This window comes from Streptomyces inhibens (genome assembly GCF_003389455.1).
Taxonomy (GTDB): Bacteria; Actinomycetota; Actinomycetes; order Streptomycetales; family Streptomycetaceae; genus Streptomyces; species Streptomyces inhibens.
On sequence record NZ_QUAC01000023.1, the window covers coordinates 1 to 23,099 of the forward strand.

Here is a 23,099-nt window from a genome sequence, read left to right on the forward strand (position 1 = left end):
GGCCGACCGCCCCGCCCGCCTCGCCCGCGCCCAGTACGCCCCCCGCCCAGCCGAGCCCGCCGGCGACCGGCTCCGCGCCGCCGCCGCCGAGCTCTCAGGCGTCCGGACCGTCCCCCGTCTCACCGATGTCGTCGGAGGCGGAATCGGCGGCGGAGGCGAGCGAGGACGAAGGGGCGTGACGGGTTTCATACGGGGCGGGCGGAGGGCGCGTAGGCTGGTCGGGCGGCCGTGAAGGCACCGGCCGGAAGGCCATGGCCAGAGGGTCATTTGCCATCCGGGGGGCGGAGTGCGTATGGTGGTAGATCGTTTGATCCCATTTGCCCGGCGCCAGAAAAGAAGCGCGCCGCGTGGCGCGTTCTCTCCCTTGCCGTGGCTGACCGCATAGAGGCGGTCGTGTGAAACACACGGAGTTTGGGCGCGTGCCGAGACTCCGGAAGGTTTCGCATTTCGCATGTCCATTTCCACTGAGCAGTCCGTCATGCCCGCGTTCGATGAGCAGGACGAGCAGACGGCCCCCGAGGTGACCGCGGTCGACGCGGCGCCCGAGATCTCCGCCGCGGCGGAGTCCGACACCGACGGCGACACCGACGCCGACACCGAAGCCGACACCGACACCGTCACCTTCGCCGACCTCGGACTGCCCGAGGGCGTCGTCCGCAAGCTCGCGCAGAACGGCGTCACCACCCCCTTCCCGATCCAGGCCGCGACCATCCCGGACGCGCTGGCCGGCAAGGACATCCTCGGCCGTGGCCGCACCGGCTCCGGCAAGACCCTCTCCTTCGGTCTGCCGACCCTGGCGCAGCTCGCCGGCGGCCACACCGACAAGAAGAAGCCCCGCGCGGTCATCCTGACCCCGACCCGCGAGCTGGCGATGCAGGTCGCCGACGCCCTCCAGCCCTACGGCGACGTCCTCGGCCTGAAGATGAAGGTCGTCTGCGGCGGTACGTCCATGGGCAACCAGATCTACGCCCTGGAGCGCGGCGTCGACGTCCTCGTCGCCACCCCGGGCCGGCTGCGCGACATCATCAACCGTGGCGCCTGCTCCCTGGAGAACGTCCAGGTCGCCGTCCTCGACGAGGCCGACCAGATGTCCGACCTGGGCTTCCTGCCCGAGGTCACCGAGCTGCTCGACCAGGTGCCGGCCGGCGGTCAGCGGATGCTCTTCTCCGCCACGATGGAGAACGAGATCGGCACGCTGGTCAAGCGCTACCTGAGCAACCCGGTCAGCCACGAGGTCGACAGCGCCCAGGGCAATGTCACCACCATGACCCACCACGTCCTCGTCGTGAAGCCGAAGGACAAGGCGCCGGTCACCGCCGCCATCGCCGCCCGCAAGGGCCGCACCATCATCTTCGTCCGTACGCAGCTGGGCGCCGACCGTATCGCCGAGCAGCTCGTCGACTCGGGCGTGAAGGCGGATGCGCTGCACGGCGGTATGACGCAGGGCGCCCGTACCCGGGTGCTCGCGGACTTCAAGGACGGCTACGTCAACGCGCTGGTCGCCACCGACGTCGCCGCCCGCGGTATCCACGTCGACGGCATCGACCTGGTCCTGAACGTCGACCCGGCCGGTGACCACAAGGACTACCTGCACCGCTCGGGCCGTACCGCCCGCGCCGGCCGGTCCGGCACCGTCGTCTCGCTGTCGCTGCCGCACCAGCGCCGGCAGATCTTCCGTCTGATGGAGGACGCGGGCGTGGACGCCTCGCGTCACATCGTCGGCGGCTCCGGTGCCTTCGACGAGGACGTGGCCCGGATCACCGGCGCCCGCTCGCTCACCGAGGTCCAGGCCGAGTCCGCCAACAACAGCGCCAAGCAGGCCGAGCGCGAGGTGAGCGAGCTCACCCGCGAGCTGGAGCGTCTGCAGCGCCGCGCCACCGAGCTGCGCGAGGAGGCGGACCGGCTGACCGCCCGTGCCGCCCGCGAGCGCGGTGAGGACCCGGCCGAGGCGCTTGCCGCCGCTGCCGAGATCACCGAGGCCGAGGCCGCTGCCGAGGCCGTCGTGCCGGCCCAGGCCGTCGCGTCGGACGAGCGCCGCTCGGCCCCCGCCGACCGCCGCGACGACCGGGGCAACTTCGACCGCCGTGACCGTCGTGACGACCGCTCCGGTGGCCGTTCCTTCGACCGTCGTGACGACCGTGCCGACCGTGGTGACCGTGGTGGCTTCAACCGTGACCGCCGCGACGACCGCTCCGGTGGTGGCTTCAGCCGTGACCGTCGTGACGAGCGCCCCGCCGGCCGTTCCTTCGACCGTCGTGACGACCGTGGCGACCGTGGTGACCGTGGTGGCTTCAACCGTGACCGCCGCGACGACCGCTCCGGTGGTGGCTTCAGCCGTGACCGTCGTGACGAGCGCCCCGCCGGCCGTTCCTTCGACCGTCGTGACGACCGTGGCGACCGTGGTGACCGTGGTGGCTTCAACCGTGACCGCCGCGACGACCGCTCCGGTGGTGGCTTCAGCCGTGACCGCCGCGACGAGCGCCCCGCCGGCCGTTCCTTCGACCGTCGTGACGACCGCTCCGGTGGCCGTTCCTTCGACCGTCGTGACGACCGCTCCGGTGGCGGCTTCAACCGCGATGACCGCTCCGCCGGCCGTCCGGCCTCCGGTGGCTACCGCTCCGGTGGCGGCGACCGTCCGTTCAACCGTGACGACCGCTCCGGTGGCCGTTCCTTCGACCGTCGTGACGACCGCTCCGGTGGCGGCTTCAACCGCGATGACCGCTCCGCCGGCCGTCCGGCCTCCGGTGGCTACCGCTCCGGTGGCGGCGACCGTCCGTTCAACCGCGATGACCGCTCCACCGGGCGTCCGGCCTCCGGTGGCTACCGCTCCGGTGGCGGCGACCGTCCGTTCAACCGTGACGACCGCTCCGGTGGCCGTCCGGCCGCCGGCGGCCACCGCACCGGCGGCGACCGCCCCTACGGCCGCCGTGACGACCACCGTGGCGCCACGACCGGCGGCTCCTTCGGCCGCCGTGACGACAAGCCGCGCTGGAAGCGCAACGGCTGATCGCCAGCTCTGATCGCAGGGCCCGTACGGTACGCAAGTGCCGTACGGGCCCTGTGCGTTGCGGGGTGCGGGCAGCGCACCGGCGGGCCCGTCACAGGGGTCCGCGGCACCCCGCCGAGCACCCTGATACCTAATGCCTTCGGGCTGTGGCACGTCCTCGGGCTATGCTGCTCGGTGCGGGCCATTAGCTCAATTGGCAGAGCAGTGGACTTTTAATCCATTGGTTCAGGGTTCGAGCCCCTGATGGCCCACCGTCAGTAGTGCCAGCGGTTCCCCGCTGACCTGCAACTTAGCGCCCCGTCCGGGCTTCACCGGGCGGGACGCACTGTCGTTCTGACCCCTCTTTCCACCCTGATGTGAGCCCGAAGTGAGCCCGGCGGTACGCGGAGCCTGTCTCGTGACCAGTCGCGCGGCAGCTTCGGCAGCCTCCCGTGCCACCTCGGGCAGGACGCTGGTGTAGGTGTCCGAGGTGATCGTGATCGAGGAGTGCCCGAGCATCTCCTGTACGACCTTCATGTCTTCCCCGGCGGCCAGGGCGAGCGTCGCCGCGCCGTGGCGCAGGTCATGCAGCCGGATCGGGGGCAGTCCGGCCTCGGCGGCGAGGCGCTGGAACTGATCGGTCACCCATGCGGGGTGGAGCCATTCGCCGTTTTCCTGCGTGAACACTCGGCCGGTGTCGGTGTACGCCTCGCCCCACGCGAGCCGTTCCTTTCGCTGGCGCCGGCGGTGCGCCTTGAGCGCCTCCACCGTCTCGGAGTCCAGCGCGATCACTCGCGCCCCGCTGTCCGTCTTGGGCGCGGACTCCTCGACCTTCCAGCCGTGCTGTACGAGCTGCCTGGCAACGGTGAGCAGGCCGGCGGTCAGGTCAGTGTCTGTCCAGCGCTGTCCGCACGCCTCGCCGCGCCGCAGGCCCCGGAACGCGATCAGGTGGTACAGGGCGTAGAGGCGGTGCCGGGCGGCTCGGTCGAGGAACTGCCCAGTCTGTTCCGGGGTCCACACCATGACCGGGTTCGGCTGCTCTCCCGTGCGCTTCCATTCCGCGATGCGCTCCCTGGTCCACGCCAGAGCTTTGGGGCGCTTACCGCCGTCGAGTTCGACGTGGGCGGCTGGATTGAAGGTGATGAGCTGCTGCGCGATGGCGTCGTTGAGAGCGGCGCGCAGTGTGGCCCGGATACGCTGGCGGCTCGTCGGCCCGGTCAGCTTCCGGTGCGGCTTCATCTCGGCCAACTTGACGCGATCCTCGGCCAGCCTGGCCCGCTCGGCAGCCGGCGGCCTGCTCCGCTTCCCCCACTTGCAGCGCTGTTCCTGCTCCCGCCGAGCCTGGTTCTCCGCCTCGATCTCCTCGTTGGCGTCCTCGATGGCGAACATCTCGACCAGGTGCCCGACGCGGAGCCGGTCGAGTGCGATGTGGCCGATCCGCGGCTTCAGGTGCACTCGGATGTGCGACTCGTAGCCGCTCACGGTCGTGTCCCGCCGCCGCTTGCCGGCCAGCCACTCGTCAAGCCAGGTTCCGACCGTCATGCGGACGTTGAGGGCCTGCCCAGAGTGCCCAGAGCGGAAGCGGCGCTGAGTCTCCTCGTACTCCGGTATCGCTTCCTTCTTGGACGTGACGGACTCCAGCAGGTCACCGATGCGGGTACGGCCCTCGGGATCGTCATCCCCTGGCCAGCAGCGCCCGCACCTTGTCGAGATCCGTCTGCGCCTCGACCTTGGACGCGTAGCCGCTGCGCCGGAACGTGCGTCGCGTGCCGTCCTCGTGGGGCGGCAGCTCCTGCCGGATGTTCCACAGCCCGTGACGCTTGTTGGACAGCTTCGGGCAGGACTGCCCTTACTGCTTGCCGGTCTCCGGATTGCGGCAGGCGCAGCGCCTGAATGTCGAGCCCTTCACTCGCGCTCCTTGAGGAGTTCGTCGGGGATGGTCTCGAGCTGCATGTAGTCGTTGGCGAGTTCGGCGAAGATCGCCGCGTATGTGTGCAGGCGCGGCGGATCGATCCCCCTGTCGAGCATTTCGTGGATCATGTGCGACGCGTCGGCGTACGTGTCGCTGGCGATCATCCGGTGCAGTCGGGCCGAGTCGGTAAGGCGCTTGCGGCGCACCTCGTTTCGCTCGGTGGCCGCAGCGTCCTCGTCCTTCATGGCCCGCTGCATGTGGTCGCGGATGCTCTCGGCGTACTCGTAGAACTCGTGGTAGAGGTTCACGGCCGGTGTGCGCGGGTCGAGTGGGACGGGACGTCCGACTACCGGGCCGAGCACCTGGTTGCCGCCGAGACGGACGACGAGCGGCAGGAGAAGAAGGAGGCCACCGACCTGCTGCGCGATTTCCTGGATGAAGAGCCGCGCCGCTCCAAGGAGGTTAAGGAGGAGGCGCGCGAGGCATGGGGCATCAGCGTCCGAACCCTCAAACGTGCACGTCAGAAGCTCGGCGTTCGGGCATTTAAGGACGGCAAAGAGTGGTGGATGGAGATGCCAGCGGGCGTACGTGAGGAAGGGGGCAAGGGGGCCACTCCCTGAGGCTGGCACTGTTGCCCCCTTGACGGTCGTGACTGACGACTCTGCCGAGGTGCTCCAACTGTCGGACGCGTCCTGACCGCTTAACCACCGTCCGTCGCTCTGGTGTGTCGTACCTGGGCGACGGGGGTCGTGTCTTGCGCCCGCGGGCGCGCGGGAGTACCACGCCCCACCGACAGCGGGCGGCTGGACGGTTGCCTCGGCGCAGCCCGAATACATCGACCGGTCGATGTTCCTCCCACGCGCGCGAGGGGCGACAAGGCCGCGGCTAGGCCTACCAAGCCGCACCCACCCCTACGGAGCAGAACTGGACGGAACTGCGGACGTAGAGCAAGTGCTGTCGCTATCGTGAGTGGCAGCGCAGAAGTTATGGGGGAGAAGAGTGTCTGACCTGGTCTACGTCTCAGAACGCAAGCTCTACGGACGACTGGGTATGCGACCGCCCTACTCGCAGCAAGGCGTTCAAGGGACGCTGAAAGTCCCGGCACTCCTGGAAGTGTCGGCATCTAGGGCTTGGGATGATCAATCTGAGCCGATGGCGCCCCACAAGTTAGTCGAGAAGGCGAAGCGGAAAATCGAGCGAGAGTTTCCCTCGACCGCTTTCACTAACTTCAATCTTCGCGCAAATCAGTGGATTCATTTTGATCTCGACATGGCGCAGGTAGCTGTCCATGAAGACAGTGGAAGGCCACCCGAGGACGTAGCGCTATTCGTCGGGGGAGTTCCTGCCGGAACGGCAGGCCAGCCGCGCGGTATGGGATTCATGCTCTGCGGTTCGGTCCAGCACCTACGAACGCGTGTAATTCCCAGCGGTCGGATGGGTTCCGACACCACTTGGCTGCATGGCCTAATTCTTGAGGTTGAGCGTCGAGAGGAGAACGGAATCAATGTAATCCCGGAGTTCCTGAATGAGATAATTCCGGAGCGGCGCAGCGAGATCCTCATCGAGGATGCCGCCTACGGAGTATTTGGCTGGATCGACCGGGAGTATCCACCGTCGCTTCGAGGGCGCCTCAGGGGGCATGCGATCGTCCTGATGGACATCGATAGTTCGAATTGGATCCACCGGCTGCTAGTGGCTACGCCGCTGTATGTGGAGGCGGTTCAGGAAGGTGTCAGCTCTCGGAGGCGTATCCTCTTCCCTCGACTCCGCAGACGTGAATGAGAGGTCGTGTTCATGACGCTGTTAGTTGACCAGTAGGTCCTTCCGTGCCTGATCTTTAACCTCGGCTATGATGGAATGCAGTTCGTTCCTGTGCTCCCAGCATTTCTGGTCGAACTGTGATGATCCTTCGTCTTCGTTAGCGTTTACTTCGCTCATTGCGACTCTGGTTCGTGAAATGAAGTAGGCGTACGGGGCCTGAAACTTCCGGATATTCCGGCGAACTTCACCACTCCAGTAGAACTCTGCTGACGCCAAGCTAGCTGGTGGAGAAACTACTTCCCATGGCTTATTGCCGATGAGCGCCTGCGCCTTGTCGCGGATTCTCTTCTGGGATGATGTGGCTCCGAAGTGAATCTCATCCAGGGTCCGTTCGAGGTCGTGAAGCCAGATTCCGAGTGCCTCATAACTCAACTTCATCTCTTCGCGTGCACGCTTTCGTAAATCGGCTTCTATTTGGATCTCTTGCTGGCGTTCGAGTAGTTGTCTGCCGCTCTCGAAGTGTCGGTCGATCATCTCCATGTCGCGCTTCGTTCCGCGTGCAGCGACAATGTAGCCGACTCGTACGCCGATTGTGAGGGCGATGAAAACTGTCGCCAAATTGAAAATCAGCGAAATGGATTCAGAAGTCACTTAGTTAGTGTCCTAGGGTCTCGGTGCACGTGACAAGGCGATGGGTGAAATCTCTCGCAAGAGACAGAAGACAGGGGGAAGTTCCTGCCTTGGATGCCAGATTTCGACCGCAGTGCCATAGCAGCTGAACCTATGCGTGCGGCTCGGCGGCGTTATGGTGCTCCGAGGCCACACCGCGCAGTGCTCTGGCAAGGTTCCTCGGTCCGATCGACGCGAGTGCCCACAGAGCACTGACTTCGCGGGCAGATTGCCAGACGGGAGCCACGGTGGGCGTGCGGAAGGGCAGAACGGTGATGCTCTGTTCCGCGAACGGCTCGACGTCGAGATAGCGCGCTCCCCCCGTACCGCAGAGGTAGACCGTGCTGCCCGTTGCCGCGGCGAGATCAGCGAGACGTTGCGATCGGCCGACGCGGGCGGGGAGATCGCTGCTGCGCACTACCTCGCCTTGCCAGCCCACCGATGCGAGCAGGGCAAGCGCGGACGACTCGGCGATATCGGCCGTGCGATCGGTTGTTCCGATGCGGTCGAGAACGGGCTCGAGGGCGGTCTCCACGGCTTTCCAGTGGGCGCTGCGGCCGTAGTGCTGCTGGACGCGTTCGGCAACCCTTCGGCAGCTCTTGAGCGGCTCGACGAGCCGGCCCTCACTGATCAGAGTCGGCCGCCCGTTAGGCAGGTGCGTCGGAAGTGAGAGCCACTGATGAGCGTGGGGCGCATTCAAGCGCGCCAAGCGGGCCCGGTGCTGGTAGTCGCGTCGGGCGAACTGCACATCGTCGAGGACGACCCAGCAGTCCGACGCGAACAGCTTCGCCAGTGTGGACAGCCTCGGGAAGAGGTTCGGCTGATGGATGGCGCAGCGCTTGCTGCCCGGGGACGCCGACGACGTGTCAGGACTTGAAGAGCCGGCTGTCGAACCCTGCGTGCAGGAGGCGCTCGTAGGCGGCAAGGACATCACCCGGTACCTCCTGCTCGATGGCGAACCCCAACTTCGGGTACTCGATCACTCGTTGCAGGTCACCGACCATGGTGTCGATGACGAGTCGTTCGTCGCCGATGCTCTTCACGTAATCGGCGAAGTCCAGCGGATCGGAAGCACACACAACATCGACCTCGGGCCACACCTTGCGGCAGGTCGCGTAGGCGCGGCGCTCCATGTACGGCATGGCGATCAGCAGCACTGACTTGACCTCGGCGCCGGCCTTGCACAGGACCTCACGCGAGAATGCGAGGTTCTGCCCGGTGTTTCCGGCGTTGGGTTCGAGGAGGATCGCGTCGTCGGGGACGCCCAATTCGACCGCGTGCTCACGGAAGTGCACGGCCTCGCCGCGAGGGTAGAGGGCGGCTGTGGTCGGGCTGTTGCCGCCGCTGAACACGAGCACGGGGAACAGGCCGGCGTGATACTGCTTTGCCGCGAACGTTGCGGCGCCGAGATCGTGGCTGCCGAGGCAGATCGCTGCCGAGCAGCGACGCGACTCGTGCCCCATCTGGTGGTAGTCCCAAATCACCTTGGCATCACTCCACTGCGCGTCGGCGATCGTGCGCTGCCTGCGGTCCGGCACTGGTACTCCCTGGATCATCTTTGCTGGCCACTCACCTCGATAGAGCAGCCGACGGACCATCGCAGGATCGCCGGATGCTCTCGATGCTGCGGAGCTGGTGGCTTAGTCCGTACTCCCTCGCCACCTGCGTTGCGTTGTCGAGGACGGAAAACCCATCATCCCGGGTGGCGGAGTCGGACAGAAGAATGTGCCCGTGCGCGGTGTCCAGCCGCACGCGCTGCATGGGGGAGTCGACCGTACCGGTAGAACGTGCGATGTCGATGTACTGGAGCGCGTGCGTGAGGTCGCCGGCCCCGCGGTAGGCGAGGGCGATCTTCTGGTGTGCGACTGACCAATCCTCGGGTTCCGAGAGGTCTTCGAAGGCGTGGGTCGCGGTCCTCATCACCTCGACTGCGTAGTCGTTTTTGCCGTCCTTGCTGAGCGCCGTACCGACCCACAGACGGGCTCGGGCGCGGTCGCGTCCGCTCAGTCGCTCGTCGGCGGCGAGTTGCTCGTATTGCCGGGCAGATGCTTCCAGCTTCCCCGACATTTCGTCGACAACGGCGAGTGACAGCTCGATCTGCGCGACCCGTCGCGGGACGTAAAGCTCGGCGAACAGGCCGCGTGCGATGCTGTACGAGTGGTGCGCCGAGAGAGGGCCGCGCGTCGCGCCCTGGTCGCGTTGGAGGTCACCGAGGAGGACGAGCGACCGGCCGTAGAGGTACTGGCCCCTGTCGTCGAGGGAGCGCGGCTCGTGGCGGATGAGCCACCGATCCAACAGGTTGGCGGCAAACGAGAAGTTCTGACGGCTCAGACACACGATGGCGCGGTCGATGTCCTCCGTCCATGTCTCGTAGTCCGCTGCCCGAACTGGGCTGCGCCCTGCACGGCCGTCTGTGGATCCGGAGAGCAGGGCCTCGAAGCGGCCTCGCGCCAACGTGTCAGCACGTGCGAGCGCGGTGTCGAGGATGGCTTGCGTATCCGGCCGCGGAACGGTGTCAACGCCGAGCTTCTCCCACTTTGCCACCGTGCGCAGAGCGACGCCCAGGTGCTCGGCGAACGCGCGCGTACTCATCCGGAGGGCAGCGCGCAGGGCGCTCGCTTCGCGGCCGGTCCACTGCTGCACGCTGATCACGGGCTGCCTCCCTCTAGTTACGTATCGAAGCACGCTGCATGAGGACTGCGGTCCGAAAGTGCAACGGAAGTGCAACACCCGGTCATTTAGAGGCCGTTGGGATGCAGCGATGCTCGACCCATGGAACGGATCACAGAGCTTCGGCCGGTGAACGGCCCGCATGTGTATGGCTACTTGCGTCGGACGAGCAGCAAGGCGAGACACACTGCCCTTGCTGACTCGCTCGCCGAATACTGCCGACAGCACGAGCTGACGCTGTGCGGTCTCTTCACGGAGTGGGGGCCTGTCACGGAGGTACGGTCGCCGGCCTTCGTGGGACTGCTCGACGTCCTCGCGCTGCCGGATGCGTACGGCGTGGTTCTGCCTGCTCGTGACCACCTGGGGCCCAAGCGCATCGCTGTGGAGCGCCAACAGCAGATAGCCCAGACGAGCGCGCGCCTGATCGTGGTCCGGTCCGCCAACCCAAGGCGCGGTGACACGCGCCCCGTCGATGCCGGCCCGCGCGCACGGCAGAGAGGGAGTGCGTGATGTCTCTGCGTGAGGCACTGCGCGCGGCTCCGCTCGTAGAGGACGTGCCCGGCCTGCACCTGCTCTCAGTCGGCCACGAGTGGGATGTCGTACGGGTGCCCGCCTATGCCGGATTCCTCGCGCTCGCACAGCTCAGGCAGACCGAGGAAGGGCTCGGCCCAGTGCTCTACGACCGTCCGGGCGACCTCCTCTACTTCGTCGTGCCGACCGGCAGCCGAGGCGTATGGATTGGCCTGTCAGTGCGGCTGCTGTCCAAGGGCTCGTGGCTCGTCGCCCCGAACCCGTACCGCTGTGAGGAGTGGTTCGGCGGATGGTGCGAGTTGCCCGACGACGAGAGGCTCACCGCCCCCGACAGGCTGCGCCGTGCCCTTGAGCAACAACAGATCGACTCAGCACCACAACCAGAGATCGCCGTAAGGGAGGAGAGGCAAGGATGGAAACCTTCGAACGCGCCCGTCTTGACGCCTACTTCGGCCGTATCGTCACGCACTTCGCTCCCCAGGAGCGCCCGGCCTCGTTTCTGATCACGCATCTTCTGCCGGAGCGCCCGGCGTTTGTGCGGGGCGTGGCGAACGTGACGGAGCTGCGAGCCGTATTGCCCAAGCCGAAGTCCGTACAGGTCGAGGCGCGGCGCCAGGTCGAAGCCGACGGGCACGCGTGCGAAAGTCTGACGCGCGAGATGTTCACCGACGTGGACCGCGCCGTGCGCTACGTCGAGGCACGGGCCGGCGGCCGCCCTGTCGTGCTGCTCGACGTCGGCGGGTACTTCACTCCAGCCCTCGGTGCGCTGTGCGACCGCTTCTCCGGGCGCATTTTGGGAGTGGTCGAGGACACCGAGAACGGGCACAAGCGGTACGCCGAGCTCGACAAGCTGCCCTGCCCGGTCGTCTCGGTGGCCCGATCACCGCTCAAGGACCCTGAGGACTTCCTCGTCGGGCAGTCCGTCGTGTTCTCTACCGAGGCCCTGATGCGCACCCGAGGCGACATCCTGCACGGTCGTACGGCGCTCGTGATCGGCTTCGGCAAGCTGGGCAGCTCCATCGCCCGCCTGCTGCACGCCAAGGGCGTACGAGTGACTGTGTACGACATTGACCCCGTACGTCGCACGCAGGCCCTCTCGCAGGGCTTCAGGGTCGCGCGCGACCGGACCAGTGGCCTTCAGGACGCCGGACTCGTGCTCTGCGCGACCGGCTCGCTCGCGCTGCGCGGCGAGGACTTCCCCCCCAGCTGCGCAACGGGGCCTACGTGGCCACTGTGACGAGTAGCGAGGACGAGCTCGAACTTGACGGGCTGCCGGACGTCTACGAACGCGCCCACATCGGTGAGCACGTCACCCGCTACCTCACAACCGGCCACTACTTCTACCTGCTCAATGGCGGTAACGCCGTCAACTTCCTGCACGGCGCCAGCGTGGGCCCGTTCATCTTCCTCGTGCAGGCCGAGATCCTGGCTGCCTCTGCCATGCTCGCCCGCGACGAGCTCGACCCCGGTATGCACGAGATCAGCCCGACCGACCGCGCCGCCATCGCGGCGACATGGCTCGACTACTTCAATCGATAGGAGACCTGCCCGTGCCCATCACGGCTGAGCACATCCGTGAGACCGTCGCCGACTACCTCGACACCCACCCCGAAGAGAAGGGACGTCTCGCGCCCGTCCTCGATCTCCTCGACGCCGGGGCCGACCTCACCTCGCGCAAGGAGTTCGGCGGGCATGCGACCGCGGGGGCGATCCTCGCGGACCCCGCCGGCCGAGTGCTCCACATCCGGCACTTGGCCCTCGACCGCTGGTTGCTGCCCGGCGGACACCTGGAGGCCGACGACTCACGGCTCGTCGACGCAGCGCAGCGTGAGCTGACCGAGGAGACCGGCATCCCTGCCTCGGTCGTCGTCCCGGCGGGGCTGCGCCCCCTGCACATCGACATGCACCCCATCCCCGCGAACGGCGCCAAGGGCGAGCCCGAGCACCAGCACATCGACTTCCGATTCCTCTTTCGCACATCGGCCGACGTAGGCGAGCTGCAAACCGAGGAGGTCACGGCCGCGGCTTGGCGTGACTCAGACACCATCGCGGATGAGACGCTGCGCAACCGCGTCATGCAGGCACTGCGCTGATTGCCCCGGCTGCCCCGACTCGTGCTCCGACGCGGCTGGTTTGCGCCCTGTCCGAAGGCAAGTGCTGGCGGTACGTTCCGCAGCCATGAAGGCGTTCCGTACGTATTGGGGTTTTGTAGCTGCTGGAGCGTTGATCGTGGCATGGGGGAACAGCGGCTCCGGGCTGCTGATCCTGATTCTGTCGCTGGCTGTCAGTGCCTTTGCGCTCTTCCAGATTCCGACCTGGTGCGGGGCTGTGAACCGCGATGGCAAGACGTACTGCCGAAAGAACGCTTCAGGGATCTTGATGGGGTGCAGTTACCGCCAGCACAGATGGCAGAAGCTGAAGCTGGTCGTGCTGCGTAACAAGGCGGGCGATCTCACACAGGCAGTCTTTCCGACCGCCAAAGAGAAGTTCGCCGGGTTCATCGCCGTGGGCGGGTTGGCTTCCGCGATCGCCGCCGTCGTTGTGCCTCTGATCGCAGGGCAGGGCTGACGAACGTCAGCCCTGCCCTGGCCGTGCCAGACGCTGCCTCACAAATCCGCTGAGCAGCACGTTGCCGCAGGTGAGGGGTGGTACCTGGTGAGCCCGAAGTGAGCCCGGACGCCTTTGAACGGGTTGGCATGGGACGCGATCACGGATCGAGCACCTTGCCTCTCACCTGCGGCAACGGCATGAGTGATCACGTGTCGTCGTTGCCCGGCACGTCGTGCCCCTGACTTTTAATCCATTGGTTCAGGGTTCGAGCCCCTGATGGCCCACCAGATGTGGACGGGAAGACCCGTCCGACCAGCAGTGCAGAGCCTTGAGAAGGGCCCGGACCGTGGACGGTCCGGGCCCTTGGCGCTGGTGGGGGCGGTGTCGTCACGGGAGCGTCGTCGGGGTGGCCTCGCCGGGCGGCCGCAACGGCTCTCAAGTCCCGCTGACGGGGGCGATCTTGGCGGTGTGACGGCCGTACCCCCTGCGGCTGCCCTACGGGGCGGGCAGCGGCGGTGTGCGGCGCCGTGACCCGTCCGGCCCCCGAGGACTCGCCGCGCCGCCCCGTACCAGGAACCCTTGGGACGTCGAGGCGGCCCGCACGACGGTGCGCGTACGGACGGGCAGGAGCGGGAAGAGGCCGGTGCGGATGCGGCAGGGCGGCGGGTCCCCCACGGGCGACGAGGAGCGGCTGGCCCGCCGCGCCCGGATGTCCCCGTGGGGGCAGCGCCTGGCACGCTGGCTCCCCGTCCTCCTGATCGTCGGCGGCCTCGTCTTCGACATCAGCACGCCGCCCAGCTACACCGCGGCGCCTTTCTTCTCCGCCGCCCCGTTGGTCGCGGCGCCGCTCTCCACCCTGCGCAGCACCACCCTGACGGCCGTGGCCGCCATGGCCGGCGAGATCTGGGTCGTCTCCTATCGCAGCGCCGCCCTGGACTACCACGAGTCGGTGACGGAGATCGCCACGGTCTTCGTCGTCGCCCTGTTGGCGCTCGGCATCAACCGGATCGTACGGATGAGCGATGCCCAGCTGGCATCCGTACGGGATGTCTCGGAGGCCGCCCAGCGCGCCGTACTGCCCACGCCGCCCGACCGGCTCGCCGGGCTGGCGATCGCCGCCCGCTACGTGGGCGCGCGGGCGGACGCCCGGATCGGCGGCGACCTCTACGCGGTGCAGGACACCCCGCACGGCGTACGCCTGATCGTCGGCGACGTACGCGGCAAGGGCCTGGAGGCGGTGGAGGCCGCGGTGATCGTCATCGGCGCGTTCCGGGAGGCGGCGGAGCAGGAGGCCACCTTGGAGGCGGTGGCGGGCCGGCTGGAGCGGGCGCTGCAACGGGAGCGCGGGCGGCGAGAGGGGCCCGACCGGTACGAGGGCTTCACCACCGCCGTACTGGCCGAGATCCCCGCCAACGGGCAGTCCGTACTGCGCGTCCTCAACCGCGGCCATCCCGCCCCGTTGATGCTCACCCCGGACGGCGGACTGTGTGAGCTCGCCCCCGCCTCGCCGGCGCTGCCCCTGGGGATGGGCGAGGTGGCGAGCTGGCCGGACCGGGCGGACGAGACCTTCTTCCCGGCCGGCTCCCTGCTGCTCTTCTTCACCGACGGGGTGACCGAGGCCCGTAACCTGATCGGCCGCTTCTACGACCCGTCGATCAGGCTGCGCGGCCGCCACTTCCCGGGACCGGGCGACCTCTTGGACACGCTCATCGAGGACGTCGCACGGCATACGGGCGGGGCGCCGGCCGACGACATGGCCCTGCTGGCGGTGCAGCGGCCCCTGGGGACGTAGGGGCCGACCGGCCCTCCGAGACTGCCGGGCGGGTTCTTACGGGCGCGGGGCCGCTCAGCTCCCCGTCGTCCGCGCCGCCCCGGCCGCTTCCTCCGCACCCCGCAGCCGGTGCAGGCTCTGCCCGTGCGGGCCGGTGAGCGCGACCGGGCGCCCGTCCAGCGCAAGGGTGAGCAGCAGCTCGTCCTCGGGGCGCGGCGAGGGGTGCGCCGGCGCGGTGATCCAGGGCAGGACGGAATGGTGCTCGTTGGAGATCCAGTGCCCGCCGCCGGCCCGCCCCTCCAGCAGCGACCGTACGAGATGCGCGAACTCCGCGCGGCGGGCGGGCGGGAGGTAGGTCAGCACGGCGCTGTGGAAGATGACCAGCGTCGCCTCGGGCGGCGCCTCGGCGGCGAGCGCGGGCAGCTCGTCGATCAGATCGCCGCGCACGATCCGCGGCCGCGGCGCCGCCCGGACGGCCTCGACGGCCGCCGACAGCCGCGCCGCACGCTCCTCGTCGCCCGGCCACACGAGCGCCCGCAGCCAGCGCAGATCGTCCGGTACGGCGACCGGGTCGAGCGGGTTGAGGTCGATACCGGCACGCCAGACGATCTCGGGCAGCCGCTCGGGCAGCTGCCCGGCCGGCCACTGGGTACGGCACCCGAACACCACCGGGCTCCCCGGCGCCCCCACCTCGACCGCCCCGGCCCCGTGGGCGCCGCCCTCGTACCCGTACGCCTGCTGATACCGGTACCGATAGCGGTCGGGGTGCAGACACAGCCCCGCCGACGCGCCGACCTCCAGCAGCGCCAGCGGCTGCGGCAGACGGGCGAGCAGCGGCAGCAGGGTGGCGCAGCGGGCCGGTTCGTTGGTCTGGGTGGCGCGCTGCATGATCACCGCGCGCACCTCGTCCCAGTGCCGGATCGTCCACTCGCGCCAGCGCCCGTAGGCCGCCGCGCCGTGCGGGCCCTGCTCCGCGTGCGGGCCGTCGAGATACCGGACGGCGGCCAGCAGGAGGTTCGGCTGCCGCTTGTTGCCGGCGGGCAGCGACCCCGACAGCAGATCGCAGAACTCCGGGTCCTGGCTGATCCGCGCGCTCAACTCCTCATGGGCGTCGGACCGCCCGCGCGCCTCCCGCCAGGCGAAGTCCCGGTACCGCTCCGCCACTCCCCGCGTACCGGCATCGCTGTCGATGCACTCGTCGCTCCTGGTGTAGGGGGTGCGCGCGAGGTGTCCGGTGTTCGTGGCGCTCTCGGCGCGTCCGGCGTTCCCGACGTTGACGACCATGATCCGACGTTACTGCTCTCACGCTCCGTAATTGAGGGGCGCCCCTCCGCATAACAACTGACACACAATCATCGAGAGATCGTTTAGGGGCGCGCGGTCAACTCGCCCTGGTTTGCAACCTTGGCGGAGGAAAAAGTTCACGCCAATGCTTGTGCGGAGCACATATGGATTCGCGGGAAGGCTTGGAAAACGGCTGCGATCTCTATTACTGTCCGATAACGCAGCGCGGTCGTCCCAGCCGTCGCAAGAGGCGGCACCGCGCGCCGACGCCGAATCCCGCACGCGCACTTCACGCACCTCCAGCACTTCGAACTGCACCAAGGGAACCGGGGAACCACCTCCTTGGGGTGAATCGGACGCCCCCTCGCCAGAGGGCGCCCGTAGGAGACCTTCCTGCTCCGAACCCGTCAGCTAACCCGGTAGGCGAGAAGGAAGGAAAGGAGTGCGCCCCCGTGGCGTCCAACAGGCCTGCCCCCGAGGCTCCGTCCCCGTACGACCTCGATGACCGAGGAGCCTTCCCGGGCCCCGGTGCGGACAACAACAGCGACGGGCCGTGGGAGGAATGGAATCCCAGCGAGGATTCGCTCCGCCCCGTCCGCGGTAAGCACCGGGTGGCCAGGCAGCGTGGCGGCGGACTCGCCCGCAGCGGCACGGTCCTGGGCGTCGGCGTCATCGCGGCGGTCGGCGCGGGCGGCATGGCCGCNCCCGCAGCGGCACGGTCCTGGGCGTCGGCGTCATCGCGGCGGTCGGCGCGGGCGGCATGGCCGCGGCCGAGGACCGCCCGCCGGTCCCGATCTCGATGCCCGACATCGGCGGCATGGCCGACGACATCTCCGACAAGCTGCCGGACGCCAAGTCCCTGCCCGGCATCGGCGACCTCATATCCGGCTCGGACGCGAACGAGGGCGCCGACTCCGCCGCCTCGGCGAACGCCGCCTCCGCGGCCTCTGCAGCCTCCGCGGCCGACTCCCCGGGCCCGCTGAGCCGGACCACGCAGACGGGTACGGACGCCGGCGAGGCGCTGCGCAGCCGCATCCTCCAGCAGGCCGACGCACAGCAGGGCGCCGCCGAGCAGGAGGCCCGCGAGGCCGCCGAACAGGCCGCCATCCAGCAGGCCGCGAAAGAGGCGGCCACCCAGCAGAAGTCGGCCGAGAAGGCCGCGGCCGCCAAGGAGGCGGCAGAGCTGGAGGCCAAGCGCAAGGCGGAGGAAGCGGCCCGTCAGAAGGCGGAGGCGGAACGCCTGGCCAAACTCGCCAAGAGCTTCATCGCCCCGGTCTCCTCCTACACCCTCACCGCCAGCTTCGGCCAGGCCGGCGACCGCTGGGCCGCGGACCACACCGGGCAGGACTTCGCCGCCCCAACCGGCACTCCCGTCAAGGCAGTTCACTCCGGCACCATCACCCAGGCCGGCTGGGCGGGCTCGTACGGCTACCGCATCGTCCTCACCCTCGACGACGGCACCGAGCTCTGGTTCTGCCATCTGTCCTCGATGGTGAAGACCTCCGGCAAGGTCGACACCGGCGATGTCATCGGCCGCGTGGGCGCCACCGGCAACGTCACCGGCCCCCACCTCCACCTGGAGGTACGCCCCGGCGCCGGCGACCCGATAGACCCGATGCCGTGGCTGCGCGACCACGGCGTCAACGTCTGACGCATCCGACACCGGTTGCCGCTGGGTTGCTGAGGGGGGAGGGGGAATATCCCCCCTCCCCCCAACGCTGTAACCACGTATGACCGCGACACCACACACCCCCCGTGCCCTCAAGGCTCTCGGCTCGCTCTCCGTCTCGCCTCTCTCCCTCGGCGGCAACGTCTTCGGCTGGACCGCCGACGAGAACGAGTCCTTCGCCGTCCTCGACGCGTATGTGGCGGGCGGTGGCAACTTCATCGACACCGCGGACGTCTACTCCGCCTGGGTGCCGGGCAACAAGGGCGGCGAATCCGAAACCGTCATCGGCAACTGGCTGGCCTCCCGCGGCAATCGCTCCGATGTCGTCATCGCCACCAAGGTCGGCGCGCACCCTGACCACAAGGGCCTGTCCGCCGGCACGATCAAGGCCGCGGTCGACGAGTCCCTCACCCGGCTCCGCACCGACTACATCGACCTCTACTACACCCACTTCGACGACGAGTCGGTCGAGGTCTCGGAGTTCCTCACCGCCCTCAACGACCTCGTCCAGGCCGGCAAGGTCCGCGAGATCGCGGCCTCCAACATCTCCGCGAAGCGCCTGGAGGAGTCCCTGGCCTTCTCCGCCCGCGAGGGCCTGGCCCGCTACGTCGCCCTCCAGCCGCACTACAACCTGGTCTCCCGCGACACCTACGAGGGCGAACTCGCCGATGTCGCCGCCCGCAACGGCGTGGCCGCCGTCCCGTACTACGCCCTCGCTTCCGGCTTCCTGACCGGCAAGTACCGCCCGGGCACCACGGTCGACAGCGCCCGCTCCGAGGGCGCCGCCAAGCATGTGACAACCGACCGCGGCCTCCGCGTCCTCAAGGCCCTCGACACGGTCGCCGCCGCCCACGAGGCCGAGGTCGCCACCGTCGCCCTCGCCTGGCTCGCCGCCCAGCCCACCGTCGCGGCCCCCATCGCCAGCGCCCGCACGGTCTCCCAGCTCCCGGCGCTTCTCGCGCTCGGCGAGCTGAACCTCACCGAAGCCGAACTCAACCTGCTGACCGAGGCTTCGGCCTGACGCAGCCGGGATACGGGGGCGGGGGCGGGGCGGGCGTGCGCCATGGGCCACGCCAACGGGCGGGGCGGGTCCGGACGATGTGGTTCCAGCCCCGCCCCGCCCTGCCCCGTACGCGTACAAGCCCTCCCTGACCGGACCAGGCCTACGCCCGACGACGATCAACCGCCACCCACGAGGCGAGCGCAACCCCACCCGCCACCGCGAACACCGAAGGCCAGGCCCCGATCTTCTTCGCCAACGGATGCGACCCGGCAAACGCCGCCACGTAGGCCCCGCTCAACGCAGCCGCCGTCGCATTCCCGGCCTTCTGCTGCCACCCCCGCGCCGCCACGGCCCCCGCCGCCGCCAACGCCACACCCCCGAGCGGCCTCTTCTTGGTCCACCGGGCAACCCCATACCCGCCGACCAGCCCAGTCGCCGCAACCACACTTGTCGGTACGCCGGCCATCACAGAAACCTCCACATCAGAGACAACTCTCCCTCAGAGACAACTCCCCTGAGCCTACGCTCGGGCATTTATGCGCACCGGGGTGACAGGCGAATCATTGCCCCTGGCCAGCTGTGGGAGTTGCCACAGTGTGTCCGTCAGAGTGACCTGGTGATCACGCAGTTGGCAGTATTCGTACATGGCGAAGGCGAGCGCAACGAACCCCGTGAGTTTTGGGCCCCGACCAGGTGTCTACGAAGGCCAGCACTTCAAGAGCCATGCGGAGCTGCACGCTAAGGGCGTGCACCGGCAAAGCGGACGGGGAATCTCCGGTACCGCGAGAGAAGGCGTGGACTCCATCGTTCTCTCCGGCGGCTACGTCGACGATGTGTATGGGGAATCCGAGATCGTCTATACCGGCGAGGGTGGACGCGACCGGACAACGCAGCGCATGGTTGCCGACCAGACCATGGACGAACGTGGGAACGCCGGGCTGTTGCTGAACCAGGCTCTGGGCAATCCGGTACGCGTGATTCGTGGCTTGAAGATCAAGCGGCAGAAAGCCACTGGCGGCTACGAGTACTGCGGTCTCTTCCGTGTGGCAGAGAGCTGGACCACCATCGGTAAGGAAGGCTTCCGCATCTGCCAGTTCCGGCTTCTTAAGATCGAGCCTGGCGAATCGGTAAAGCCGCAGCCGGTGTCACGGGAGGGGGATACGACCACCGACCTGGAAGAACAAGTCCGTCGGACCGTCGAATACGAGCGCCGTATGCGCGACTCAACGGTGGTGCGACAGGTCAAAGAGATGTACGACGACACCTGCCAGGTGTGCGGTGTGCGGTTGGTGGTGTCGCCTGACAACAAAGCGATTAGCCAGGCCGCCCATATTCAAGCCTTGGGGAGGCCGCACAACGGCCCGGACAAGGTGTGGAATGTGCTGTGCCTCTGCCCGAACTGCCATGCACTCTTTGACCGCGGTGCTCTCCAGCTCACCGATGGCTTTGATGTGATCGATGGGCTCACGCAGAAGTTCATGGGCGCTTTGACGCGAGTCAGGGAGCACCAGATAAAGGTTGAGTGCGTCCGTCAGCACCGATCCCGTTGGGCAGAACGCACCGTGGCACCCGCCGAGTTCGACGATGTGCTGTAACGGGTCTCCACCACGGCAGCGGTCACGCCTAGGAATCGGGCGGCGTGCTTGTAGCGCTCGGCTCGCACGCCCGTTGTGCGCTGACCAACGCACCCTCCAACGCCGGCTGCCCCCACGGCTGATAGTGCCGTAGATGCCGCAGGAGGTGCTGTTCCCGGGTGGTGAAGTCGGGGGTGGGGCCCGTGAGGTGGGCGCGGCGGCGGTGGAAGGAGAGGGTGGTGGCGAGGGTGGTGTATTCGGTGACGGCGCGGGCGGCGGCGGGGCCTTGGGTGCGGCGGGTCATGTCGCGGGCCAGGGCGCGGGTTTTGAGGGAGGAGAGGGCGGTGGGTTCGGCGGGGGCGAGCCAGCCGGCGGTGATGTAGGGGGCGAGGTAGTGGTGGAGGGAGAGGAGTTCTTGGCGGCGGGCCCAGATGGCCAGCCAGGTGAGGGCCATGAAGAGCGGGACCATGAAGAGCCCGTAGACGGTGAGGAAGCCGAGGTCGCCGAGGGTGGAGGCGGCGTTCCAGATGGCGTGCAGGAGGACGGCGGTGAGCAGGCCGAGCAGGGCGAGCGCGGTGCGGGCGGCGCGGCGGCGGGGGTAGCGGGTCGCGGCGATGCCGAATGCGAGGCCGGTGAGGATCGTGAAGAGGGGGTGGGCGAAGGGGGAGACGATGATGCGGAGGAAGAAGGTGCCGGCGGTGAGTGAGTCCAGGCCGGAGTGGCCCAGGGATTGGTCCTCGCCGAAGGCGTTGCCCAGATAGAGGATGTTCTCGGTGAAGGCGAAGCCGGTGGCGGTGATGCCGGCGATGACGATGCCGTCCGTGATGCCGTCGAAGTCGCGTCGGCGGAAGCGGTAGAGGAGAAGGACGGCGGCGGCCTTGACCGCCTCCTCGACGACCGGGGCGATGACGGTGGCGCCCCAGGCCTCGGCCTCGGAGGGGGAGGCGGCGGCGATGTTGGCGGCCAGCCAGTCGGTGGCGAACCCGTTGGCGAGGAGCGCGACCAGGGTGGCGGCACAGGCGCCCCAGGTGAACGCGAACACGAGGTTGCGCCAGGGCTCGGGCTCGATGCGGTCGAGCCAGCAGAACGCCGCGATCAGGGGCGGCACGGGGAAGACGGCCAGTCCGAGGCCGACGAGGAAGCCCTCGGTACCCGTCTCCTGGCGGACCAGTCCGGTGATCATTACGGCGGAGAGCGCGAGCAGCGAGACCAGAGCGGTGGCACGGAGATATCTGCTGTGCCAGAGGGCCGTCCGGCGGCGGGTGTGGGAGCGCTCGTGCGGCCGGCCGTGCCCGGGTGTGGGGCACGGCTCGTCTGCGTGGGGTGTGTACGGGGGAGGGACGGGCGGGTGCGGGGGCGGCTGGGACGGGTACACCCATCGACCCTAGCGAGGGGCGTTCGCCTTACGCGCCGCGGCGGCGGAAGAGCAGATCGTGGACGACATGCCCCTTGTCCAGGCCCTGGCTCTCGAACTTGGTGAGCGGCCGGAAGTCTGGACGGGGCGCATAGCCGGGGTAGAGGTTTTCGAGCGTCGGCTCGGCGGAGAGGACCTCCAGCATCTGCTCGGCGTACGGCTCCCAGTCGGTCGCGCAGTGGACGAGGGCGCCGGGCGCGAGCCGGGTGGTCGCCAGGGCGATGAACTCCGGCTGGATGAGGCGGCGCTTGTGGTGGCGCTTCTTGGGCCATGGGTCGGGGAAGAAGACGCGCAGGCCGGCGAGGGAGGCGGGGGCCAGCATCTCGCGCAGCAGGATGATCGCGTCGCCGTTGGCCACCCGGATGTTGGACAGGCCGTTCCGCTCCGCGAGACCGAGCAGATTCCCCTGGCCGGGGGTGTGCACATCGCAGCCGAGGATGCCCGTGTCCGGGTCGGCGGCGGCCATCTGTGCCGTGGCCTCGCCCATGCCGAAGCCGATCTCCAGCACGACCGGCCGCCCGTCGAAGAACGCGTCGAGATCGATACGGGAGAGCCCGTCGATGTCCCGCCCCCACGTCGGCCACAGGCGGCGCAGCGCATCGGCCTGGGTGGGCGAGACCCGGCTACGGCGGGGCTGGAAGGAACGGATCCGCCGCTCGTGGTGCGAACCCGCGGGGTCGGCCGCGGGCCCGGTCCCGTCGGGGAACATGGGCTCGCTGCGGCGGGGGCCCGGGGCGGCAGGCCGGACGGCGGCCACGGCGACGGCTTCCGGAGCGTCTGGTTCCGCGGCGGTGGTGGCGGGGGCGGTGGGGTTCTCGGACACAGTGCATCGATTCTACGGGGGCACAGATTCGAGGGAGGAAATCCCGGGGCTCACCTGGAGCATTCAAGGCCCTGGCCGGGGCGGGCGGGGCGGAACCCTTTACGGAAAGGGAGGTTCGCGCGGTGTGTAGCGGCATGCATACGATGCGGCGCTGACGTGTGCAAAACAAACCAGGGGGTTGGTTCATCGTGTCGCAGGGCGGCCATGGGTACGCCGGGAATCCGCAGGGGCCACAGCCGCCCGGCCAGGGGGCCCCGGGAGTGCCGCCCGTGGGCCCGCCGGCACCGGGTCAGGCCGTACCGCCGCCCGTCCCTCCGCAGGGCCGGCAGCCCGGGCCGCACGGGGGAGCCCCCGGGTATCAGCCCCAGGGGCAGCCCGGCCCGCCACCGGCCGGTGGAGCGTACGGTGCCCCCGGCCAGCCGCCCGCCGGTCCGGGCCAGATGCCCGCCGCCCCCGGCCCGTACGGCGCTCAGCCCGGGCCG

Annotated in this window: 19 protein-coding genes, 1 tRNA gene, 4 pseudogenes and 1 riboswitch; of the genes and pseudogenes, 14 read left to right on the forward strand and 10 right to left on the reverse strand. The window is 68.6% G+C overall.

Annotation, left to right across the window (positions count from 1 at the left end):
* Positions 1-451: 451 nt before the first annotated feature.
* Both DY245_RS03890 and DY245_RS03895 read left to right on the forward strand, forming a co-directional pair.
* Positions 452-3,007, forward strand: coding sequence for a DEAD/DEAH box helicase (locus DY245_RS03890; RefSeq protein ID WP_128503490.1), 2,556 nt, complete (start codon positions 452-454; stop codon positions 3,005-3,007).
* A gap of 178 nt (positions 3,008-3,185) precedes the next feature.
* Positions 3,186-3,258 (forward strand) — tRNA-Lys (locus DY245_RS03895).
* On the opposite strand, the pseudogene DY245_RS03900 reads toward DY245_RS03895, so the two are convergent.
* Positions 3,233-4,895: pseudogene (locus DY245_RS03900) on the reverse strand (site-specific integrase). The gene DY245_RS03895 and the pseudogene DY245_RS03900 sit on opposite strands and share 26 nt — an antisense overlap.
* Complete coding sequence (locus tag DY245_RS03905) at positions 4,892-5,206, reverse strand: hypothetical protein (protein WP_128503492.1); 315 nt, start codon at positions 5,204-5,206, stop codon at positions 4,892-4,894. Before DY245_RS03905 ends, DY245_RS03900 begins: the two are co-directional and overlap by 4 nt.
* Here DY245_RS03905 and DY245_RS03910 point away from each other — a divergent pair.
* Complete coding sequence (locus DY245_RS03910; RefSeq protein ID WP_128503494.1) at positions 5,192-5,518, forward strand: hypothetical protein; 327 nt, start codon at positions 5,192-5,194, stop codon at positions 5,516-5,518. The two genes, DY245_RS03905 and DY245_RS03910, sit on opposite strands and share 15 nt — an antisense overlap.
* A 379-nt stretch (positions 5,519-5,897) precedes the next feature.
* Positions 5,898-6,680: an SAVMC3_10250 family protein gene (locus DY245_RS03915; protein ID WP_128503496.1), complete on the forward strand. Its 783-nt coding sequence runs from the start codon at positions 5,898-5,900 to the stop codon at positions 6,678-6,680.
* A gap of 21 nt (positions 6,681-6,701) precedes the next feature.
* On the opposite strand, the gene DY245_RS03920 is transcribed toward DY245_RS03915, so the two are convergent.
* The 4 genes from DY245_RS03920 to DY245_RS03935 all read right to left on the reverse strand — a co-directional run bounded on the left by DY245_RS03920 (position 6,702) and on the right by DY245_RS03935 (position 9,980).
* On the reverse strand, positions 6,702-7,310 hold the full coding sequence (locus DY245_RS03920; RefSeq protein ID WP_128503498.1) for a hypothetical protein: 609 nt from the start codon (positions 7,308-7,310) through the stop codon (positions 6,702-6,704).
* A gap of 130 nt (positions 7,311-7,440) precedes the next feature.
* Complete coding sequence (locus DY245_RS03925) at positions 7,441-8,259, reverse strand: WbqC family protein (RefSeq protein WP_128503501.1); 819 nt, start codon at positions 8,257-8,259, stop codon at positions 7,441-7,443.
* Complete coding sequence (locus DY245_RS03930) at positions 8,195-8,884, reverse strand: YdcF family protein (protein WP_128503524.1); 690 nt, start codon at positions 8,882-8,884, stop codon at positions 8,195-8,197. Before DY245_RS03930 ends, DY245_RS03925 begins: the two co-directional genes overlap by 65 nt.
* Positions 8,885-8,897: 13 nt before the next feature.
* On the reverse strand, positions 8,898-9,980 hold the full coding sequence (locus DY245_RS03935; RefSeq protein WP_128503503.1) for a helix-turn-helix domain-containing protein: 1,083 nt from the start codon (positions 9,978-9,980) through the stop codon (positions 8,898-8,900).
* A 120-nt stretch (positions 9,981-10,100) separates the two neighbouring features.
* On the opposite strand from DY245_RS03935, the gene DY245_RS03940 reads away from it, so the two are divergent.
* The 6 genes and pseudogenes from DY245_RS03940 (at position 10,101) to DY245_RS03965 (ending at position 14,871) form a co-directional block, all read left to right on the forward strand.
* Positions 10,101-10,508 (forward strand): hypothetical protein, encoded by a 408-nt coding sequence (locus DY245_RS03940; protein ID WP_128503505.1) that lies wholly within the window; start codon positions 10,101-10,103, stop codon positions 10,506-10,508.
* Positions 10,508-11,032 carry a hypothetical protein gene (locus DY245_RS03945; protein WP_181923510.1) on the forward strand — a complete coding sequence of 175 codons (525 nt, stop codon included), beginning with the start codon at positions 10,508-10,510 and terminating at the stop codon, positions 11,030-11,032. Before DY245_RS03940 ends, DY245_RS03945 begins: the two co-directional genes overlap by 1 nt.
* Positions 10,942-12,068: pseudogene (locus tag DY245_RS03950) on the forward strand (adenosylhomocysteinase). The gene DY245_RS03945 and the pseudogene DY245_RS03950 overlap by 91 nt, the downstream one beginning before the upstream one ends.
* 11 nt (positions 12,069-12,079) lie before the next feature.
* Positions 12,080-12,622: an NUDIX hydrolase gene (locus DY245_RS03955; RefSeq protein WP_128503507.1), complete on the forward strand. Its 543-nt coding sequence runs from the start codon at positions 12,080-12,082 to the stop codon at positions 12,620-12,622.
* Between the two features lie 85 nt (positions 12,623-12,707).
* The gene (locus DY245_RS03960; protein ID WP_128503509.1) at positions 12,708-13,097 is read left to right on the forward strand and encodes a hypothetical protein; all 390 of its coding nucleotides are present in this window, start codon (positions 12,708-12,710) and stop codon (positions 13,095-13,097) included.
* A 631-nt stretch (positions 13,098-13,728) separates the two neighbouring features.
* Complete coding sequence (locus DY245_RS03965) at positions 13,729-14,871, forward strand: PP2C family protein-serine/threonine phosphatase (RefSeq protein ID WP_244942815.1); 1,143 nt, start codon at positions 13,729-13,731, stop codon at positions 14,869-14,871.
* A gap of 54 nt (positions 14,872-14,925) precedes the next feature.
* Here the strand turns inward: DY245_RS03965 and DY245_RS03970 are convergent, their stop codons facing one another.
* Entirely contained in the window at positions 14,926-16,134 is a 1,209-nt protein-coding gene (locus DY245_RS03970; RefSeq protein WP_128503511.1) for a DUF2332 domain-containing protein, read from the reverse strand.
* A 293-nt stretch (positions 16,135-16,427) separates the two neighbouring features.
* Positions 16,428-16,575, forward strand: a riboswitch (cyclic di-AMP (ydaO/yuaA leader).
* 11 nt (positions 16,576-16,586) lie between these two features.
* Between DY245_RS03970 and DY245_RS45755 the strand changes: the two are divergent.
* The 3 genes and pseudogenes from DY245_RS45755 to DY245_RS03980 form a co-directional block, all read left to right on the forward strand.
* A pseudogene (locus DY245_RS45755) lies at positions 16,587-16,837 on the forward strand (M23 family metallopeptidase); the annotation flags it as partial.
* A gap of 1 nt (position 16,838) precedes the next feature.
* Positions 16,839-17,785 (forward strand): annotated as a pseudogene (locus DY245_RS03975) (M23 family metallopeptidase); the annotation flags it as partial.
* A gap of 79 nt (positions 17,786-17,864) precedes the next feature.
* Entirely contained in the window at positions 17,865-18,824 is a 960-nt protein-coding gene (locus tag DY245_RS03980) for an aldo/keto reductase (protein WP_128503513.1), read from the forward strand.
* Between the two features lie 142 nt (positions 18,825-18,966).
* Here the strand turns inward: DY245_RS03980 and DY245_RS45760 are convergent, their stop codons facing one another.
* Complete coding sequence (locus DY245_RS45760) at positions 18,967-19,272, reverse strand: hypothetical protein (protein ID WP_128503516.1); 306 nt, start codon at positions 19,270-19,272, stop codon at positions 18,967-18,969.
* A gap of 178 nt (positions 19,273-19,450) precedes the next feature.
* Here DY245_RS45760 and DY245_RS03990 point away from each other — a divergent pair, with 178 nt between their 5' ends.
* Positions 19,451-20,401 (forward strand): YDG/SRA domain-containing protein, encoded by a 951-nt coding sequence (locus tag DY245_RS03990; RefSeq protein ID WP_128503518.1) that lies wholly within the window; start codon positions 19,451-19,453, stop codon positions 20,399-20,401.
* A 28-nt stretch (positions 20,402-20,429) separates the two neighbouring features.
* Here the strand turns inward: DY245_RS03990 and DY245_RS03995 are convergent, their stop codons facing one another.
* Together DY245_RS03995 and trmB are read right to left on the reverse strand one after the other, a co-directional pair.
* Positions 20,430-21,755, reverse strand: coding sequence for a PrsW family intramembrane metalloprotease (locus DY245_RS03995; protein ID WP_128503520.1), 1,326 nt, complete (start codon positions 21,753-21,755; stop codon positions 20,430-20,432).
* Positions 21,756-21,783: 28 nt separating this feature from the next.
* A complete protein-coding gene (gene trmB / locus DY245_RS04000; RefSeq protein WP_128503522.1) occupies positions 21,784-22,617 on the reverse strand; it encodes a tRNA (guanosine(46)-N7)-methyltransferase TrmB in 834 nt (277 codons plus the stop codon).
* Between the last annotated feature and the right edge of the window lie 482 nt (positions 22,618-23,099).